At 31.8% G+C, this 6,952-nt stretch carries 6 protein-coding genes; all 6 read right to left on the bottom strand.

What is annotated here, in order from left to right:
• Nucleotides 1-275: 275 nt before the first annotated feature.
• Entirely contained in the window at nucleotides 276-2,297 is a 2,022-nt protein-coding gene (locus CKF59_RS00270) for a TonB-dependent siderophore receptor (protein ID WP_119533985.1), read from the bottom strand.
• A gap of 195 nt (nucleotides 2,298-2,492) precedes the next feature.
• On the bottom strand, nucleotides 2,493-4,442 hold the full coding sequence (gene fhuB / locus CKF59_RS00275; protein WP_119533986.1) for a Fe(3+)-hydroxamate ABC transporter permease FhuB: 1,950 nt from the start codon (nucleotides 4,440-4,442) through the stop codon (nucleotides 2,493-2,495).
• Nucleotides 4,436-5,305: an iron-siderophore ABC transporter substrate-binding protein gene (locus CKF59_RS00280; protein WP_119533987.1), complete on the bottom strand. Its 870-nt coding sequence runs from the start codon at nucleotides 5,303-5,305 to the stop codon at nucleotides 4,436-4,438. Before CKF59_RS00280 ends, fhuB begins: the two co-directional genes overlap by 7 nt.
• Nucleotides 5,306-5,320: 15 nt before the next feature.
• Nucleotides 5,321-6,088, bottom strand: coding sequence for an ABC transporter ATP-binding protein (locus CKF59_RS00285; RefSeq protein ID WP_119533988.1), 768 nt, complete (start codon nucleotides 6,086-6,088; stop codon nucleotides 5,321-5,323).
• 25 nt (nucleotides 6,089-6,113) lie between these two features.
• Nucleotides 6,114-6,401 carry a polysaccharide deacetylase family protein gene (locus CKF59_RS00290; RefSeq protein WP_119533989.1) on the bottom strand — a complete coding sequence of 96 codons (288 nt, stop codon included), beginning with the start codon at nucleotides 6,399-6,401 and terminating at the stop codon, nucleotides 6,114-6,116.
• An 11-nt stretch (nucleotides 6,402-6,412) separates the two neighbouring features.
• A partial coding sequence (locus CKF59_RS00295; protein WP_222985426.1) for a hypothetical protein occupies nucleotides 6,413-6,952 on the bottom strand: 540 nt, incomplete at its 5' end.

Consider the following 6,952-nt stretch of genomic DNA (forward strand, 5'->3'; position numbering starts at 1 on the left):
TAAATTGTTAAAGAACTAATTATGATAAGTTATTATCAACTTTGTTTATTTTATCAGATACCTAAGAACAATGTCAATAAAATATTTTAAATTTATTTTATTTATTTAAATTCAATTATTTTATTTATCTTCCTGTTTTCTGACAACGCTGAGTATTATATACAAGAAAAACACCTTTGTCAACAAATGATAATAAAACTTTCCCTAATTAATTGATTTTAAACAAAGAAAAAGGTGAGAAACAATCCCACCTTTTACTTTAATTAATTTTTTTCTTACCATTTATAACTTAATGTAGCGTTAACTTTACGCCCTTCACCATAGTAACAAGAATAGTAACAACCTGTTACATAAGTTTTATTAGTTAAGTTAGTCACACTTACTAATAAATCTAAATTATTTGTAAAGTTATATTTAGCCATTAAATCAAAAACAGTATAACTTGGAATAGTTTTACCACTATTACCTAGCTCATCACTTGATGATCCAAAGAATCTAGCCCCTGCTCCAAGTGTTAATGGAATATTTTCAAAACTATAGCTTACTCTAGTCGCAACTTGGTTAAATGCTGTAAGTGGAGTTCTTACTTTTTGTCCACTCTTATCACCAGATGTTACCATGGTTTTAGCATCCATATAAGTATAAGCTAGATTTAGATTTAAATTATCTAATAATTTAACATCTGCTTCTAACTCTACCCCTTTACTTGAGTTATTACCAATTTGTTGAGCGATAGTTGAAGTGTAAATTAAGCTATTTTTCTCTTTAATGTCAAATACAGTTAAAGTGAACTTAGCATCAATGAACTCAGGTACGTATTTGATACCATATTCAATTTGTCTTGCAGTAATAGGTTTATAAGCTTGAGTACCGCTTGTTCCACTTAAAGGTTTAAATGAAGTAGAGTAGTGTACAAATGGACTAATACCTAGGTCAAAATTATACATTAAACCTAAAGAGTAAGTATTACGTGTTGCTTCATAAGATGACACACTGCCAAAAGTATCACTTTTGCTGCTTACTTTATCAAAACGATAGCCTAAATCAAGAATAAAGTTGTTCCAGTCAAATGAGTTTTGTAAATATAAACTTGTTTGATGCTGATTTACAAGGTATGGATTCATGCTTGATAAATCAACTGAACCTGTATAAACTGGATCTAATACATTAAATGATCCAGTATATGTGTTATAACCATACTTACCATCTACTTTAATATAGTTATATTGTGCCCCTAATACTAAAGTATTTTTACCACCAAAAATATTACTTTTGTTCGTCACATGAGCATCTAAGGTATGTGATCTTTGTGTAGTGTTATTGTATAAATAGCCTCTATAGTATTCAGGTAATGCACTTGCCCAACTATAGTAACTAGATAATTGATCACGTTTTGAACGTAAATAATTGTAACTAAGATCTAACTGCCAACCTTGAGCAAATTCAGAAGTATAATCTAGGTTAAATTTTTGGGCATAACGATTAAAGTAATCTAATTCAGGGTTACCTAAATTTGTACGTCTTGAAATCTCAAAAGATGAAGTATCTACCGTACCTACAAATGGATAGAAATTGGTTGTTGGTACTCCAGTTGATTTTTCTACTGAAGCTAATACTGTTAAGCTATTTTTATCATTAATTAACCAAGTTAAACTCGGAGCAAAGTAATATTGCTCAGCCCATGTGCCGTAAGTTTCACCTTTAGCATGGCTATAACTAGATACTAAACGATATAAAAGTTTGTTTGCATAATTGCCATTGTAGTCTACAGCTAGTCCACGTTGACCTCGGTTACCTACATTTAATTGCACTAAACCTTGTGGTTGAAGCTTAGGTCGTTTGGTAATTAAATTGATTGCACCACCAGACTCACTTGCACCATATAAAACTGAGTTTGCTCCTTTAGCAACTTCAATTTCTTCATAGCCAAAAAGTACTGGAGAATAAGAAGTGTAACCACCATTATAAACTGGATTACCGTCTATAAATAAATTAGCATCAAAACCACGAATTTTATACCAATAAGTATCATCTAGGTCAGCACCATAAAGTTGAGCTTGCACCCCAGAAGTATATCTTAAAGAGGAATCTAGCTGTGCTTCACCCCACTCTTGTGCATTAGCAACATTTACATTACTGCTTGAAGTAGGAGAATAGAATTTTAATCCTCCAACTTTGCTTAAAGATCCGGTTACTGAAATTTTATTAAGAGTTAAGTTGTTCTCTGTTGTCTCCGCAAAAGAAGCTGCAGACATTAAACAAACAGATAAAGTAGTTAATTTTAAAATTTTATTCATACACTAAAACTAAAATGATTTTTACAAAAAAAAGATCTTTGCAAATTATAGCAAAGACCTAAATTAAAAGAAACATTTACCACCCCCCCAGAGTTAAACTATTGTTTAACAATAATATTTACTTAAACAAACACTTATAAACTCTAAGAGAATATGGCACTCACACCCCTATATTTATCATTAACCAACACCTATTTATAATCTTTTCATTAAAATTATAAAATATAATCCACCGATTAAAGTAGACATTAAACCTACAGGGAGTTCATATGGATAAATTAGGTTGCGACCGACAAAGTCAGCAATAACCATCACAAGAATGGATATTAGTATACTTACCAATATTTGCAATTTCGGACGATAAAAACCAAGTGCTCGAGCCGCATGTGGAGCTAAGAGACCGACAAAACTTACTGCTCCAATATTAATAGTCGCAATAGTTACCACTAGAGCTACCACTACTATCAAGAATAATCTAAAAAGAAAGATATTTAACCCTAGTTGACTTGCAATTGTTACCTGTAAATTTAAAATCTCAAATTGTTTTGTAAGAAATAAAATTATTCCAGTAAATAATAATGAGATTAAGATTACAAAAAAGGCACTACTAAAGGTTGCATAATAGGTTGAACCTGAAGTTAAGTTTAAAAGAGTATAGGCTCTAAAATCATTAGTTGCCATAAATATTCTCAAACAGGCATCATATAAAGCTGTAATACTTATCCCCACCATGAGAATCTTTTCCGGTTGCAAACCACCTCTTAAACTAAAAACCATAATTGCTACAAGAACTACTAGGGCTCCGATAATTCCCCCTAGAGTTAATGAATGTAAGCTAATTGTAGTTACAAAGAATAAGCTTAACATAATCCCTAAATTCACCCCTGAAGTAATTCCCATTAATTCAGGTGAAGCTAAAGGATTATTGCTAATTCTTTGTAATACTAGCCCCGATAAAGCAAGTATCACCCCCGCTCCAATCACTAAAAGCAAACGTGGTGATCTTAATTCAAGGATTTCTATTAACTCTTGGATATTTTTTAATTTCCAACTATCCCAAGATAAACTAACCAAGATCATTAAAGTTGTAATTGCTAATAAGTAACAAATAACTTTGACATTGATTTTTTGGATTCTGATTTTTTCACTCGTAGGCTTTTGTTTTGCTCCAGACTTATCTTTAAACATTAACCAAAGTAATACAGGAGTTCCAACTAAACTCGTAACCGCTCCAGTTGGAATTTGGATTTGATAAAAATAATTAATTAAATTTAAAATTAAATCCGTCACCAATAAAAGCAAAGCACTAACTATTGGAGTATAAAATAGCAATTGTTTAAAAGTACGAGATCCAAAACTACGTGTGATCGTTGCTGAAATCAAGCCAATAAACCCTAACATGCCGACTCTAGCAATCACAATTGCAACTATATAAGCTGCGATAATTAAGCCAATAATTCTTATTCTGTTTACCGGCACTCCTAATCTTACTGCACTAGCCTCATCTAAACTCAACATATTTAATGGTTTAATAAATAGTACTACAACCACTAGACTTATGAGAAGATTTAAACTGAGATAAAAACTATCAAGCCAACTATCTTGCACTAATGACCCCGCAGACCAAGTTAGAACCGACCTGGTTTCTTCAGGAAAAATTAAAATTAAAGTTGACGATATGGCCGCTAAGTATACCCCTACTACCATCCCAGCTAACACAACAATGATATGATTTGTTGTTTTTTGCATAGAGATAATAAGTACCAAATATAAAGCAGAAAAGGCTCCAATAAAGGCAATTACACTTGTTCCATAAATTAAAAAATTCGGGAAAAAGACAAAGGTTATAACTATAGCTAACTGAGCTCCGGAACTTACGGCAAGAGTATTATCTGAAGCTAAAGTATTTTTGGTTAATTGTTGTAAAATTACGGTAGCTATACCTAAGCCTATTCCAGAGAGAATCGCCATGGATACTCTAGGTAAAGTATAATTTTGCCACAGTAATACTTGTAAATTATTCGTGTATAAGGAAAAACTTTGCTTAAAACCTATTCCTTGTAGTTGTAATTTACTTAGCATAACAAATAAGCAAGTAGCAAGGATAAATAACCCTAAAGCAAAAATATTAAGTTTTCTTACCATTGTCCTTTATCCCCCTCTAACCCTTGAACTAATAAATTTGCAAAACGTAATGCAGAAGGAATTCCTCCAAAAGTCCAAGTTTCAGGAATGACAATAACATTTTTACTCAACGGCAAATAGTTCCATAAGCTATTCATCGCTAGCTTGTTTGGCACATCTATAGGGTAAGGCTTTACCACTACCAACTGAGTATTCTCAGGAAAACTCGCTAAACTATCAATGGTTAAGTTTACAAATCCCCAAAGATTTCCTGCTTCAGGATGCACATTTTCTAATCCTAAACGCTCAAGTACTGCACCTACAATTGAATTGCCAGCATATAAACGAAAATTTTTACTATCAGCAAACTGCACTACAGCAATTGGTACTTTAGGCTCTAACTGTAATTTTTCTTTTAAGCCTTCTAACTCTTGATTAGCTTTAACAATTAAAGCTTGACCCTGAGCTAAATTATTAGTTAGCTTTGCCACCTCTAAGGTAGAGTCACTAATTCTTTGCCAAATATTATTTTCAGCGGTAAAATCTACGGTCATTACTGGAGCAAACTTTTCTAACTTTGTTTGTAGACTTGCATACATTGGAGTATTAATAAATAAAGCTATATCTAGTCTCGTAATTAACTCCAAATTAGGCTGTAATCTTGTTCCTAAATCTTTAGTTACTTCTAAATTAATCTTAGGCTCTTTTACCCAAAGGTTATAACTAGAAACATCACCTACACCTACAGGATTTACCCCTAAAGCTAATAAAGTCTCAGCAACCGTCCAATCTACTGTTGCTACTCTTAACTTTTCTTCATTATTTGCAAAAGAGTTAAGAGTTGCTAAAAAACATAAACACAAAGTAAAGATTATTTTAAACATAGACAAACTCTTCCTTTAATAGAATGACACTTTCACCCCAGCTTCATGCGGATGATCTATCACGGTTAAATCTATGTTATAAATATCTTTGAGAACCTCCTCTTGCATTAATTGCTGAGCGTCCCCTTCAAAAATGACTTTTCCTGTATGCAAGGCAACTAATTTGTCACAAAATCTCGCAGCTAAATTTATATCGTGAATAACAATTATGATTCCTATTCCAAGTTTGACACTGAGATCTTTTAATAATTTCATCACCTCAACTTGATGAGCTACATCTAGAGCAGCTAGAGGTTCGTCAAGAAGAATAAATTGCGTTTTTTGAGCTAAAAGCATAGCTAACCATACACGAGATCTTTCTCCACCTGATAAGTTATCTACAAGACTATGAGCAAACTTTTCGGTATTAGTTAGTTTTAAACTTTCGGCAACAATTTTTTTATCTTCATCACTTGAGCGACTAAACAGTCCTTGCCAAGCAAATCTTCCCATAGCTACTAACTCAGAAGCCGTTAAAAAAGTTTGTACAGGTAAATACTGTGGTAAATAAGCAACAGATCTTGCAAACTCTTTAGCTTTATAATCTTTAATTTCTCGATCTAGAAAGAGAATACTTCCCATACTAGGAGTTTCTTGACGAGCTAAAAGCTTTAGTAAAGTAGACTTACCAGAACCATTATGTCCTATAAGTCCATAGACCTTTCCGGGTAAAAATTCCATAGATAAAGGGGCTAATAAAGCTCGCCCCTCTAAATTAAACTCAACATTTGATAATTTAAACATACATTAAAATTAGAGATTACTTATCTTACTTTGCGATTGCTCGCTGAATTTGACGCTCAACAAATTCTTCATCTATCTTAAATAAATAGTACCCCGTAGTTGATAAAGCTTTATGTAACTCTTCCAAACTTTCAATTTGTACTAATTTCTTTACTTCGGTATCTATAGTTTTAATAAATCTTCCTGATTTAAACTTATCTTTTACTATCTCAGGAATATCTTCATATAAATCCAAATTAGTTTTTAATTTAGCATCGAAAGGTACATAAAGAAAATATTTACTATCTTTTGTAGTATATATTGAAACTAACATTTTAACCTCAATTACTCTTCATCATCTTCAACTAAGACAAATTCAATTTCTTCTTCATCATTTGAAGCTATCATCTGTTCACGATACTCTTGAATAAGATTTTTTAAACTTTCGTAGTACAACTGCGTATTTTGACTAATTTGCTGAATCTCATTTAAGTTAAATTCGGTAAGAAACTTTTCTTTATCCTTGATATATTGGCGACGTAACTCAACAATACCATTATCAAAAGCCTCTTTTCCTAATTCCATACGAGCTTCTATTTTATTTAAATATTCATGCTTTAATTCTGCTGTTAAATTATAAAAATCAACATTACCTTTAAAGAGAATAAATAAATTATTTAAAATAGGATTACGAGAAATTATCGTAAGATAGTTGTTAAACCTATCTACATTAGGTCCATAACGTCCTTGGAATAATTCCTTATATTCATTAACTAAATAAAAATTCTTGTTTAATAAGGAGTCAGGGAAATAAGTAATTTGATTATCTAGGGAAGCAAACTTATCTCTTAATTCATGCTTAAACTGCATTTTACTTAAATCATA

This window comes from Psittacicella gerlachiana (assembly GCF_003585965.1).
GTDB classification, from domain to species: domain Bacteria; phylum Pseudomonadota; class Gammaproteobacteria; order Enterobacterales; family Psittacicellaceae; genus Psittacicella; species Psittacicella gerlachiana.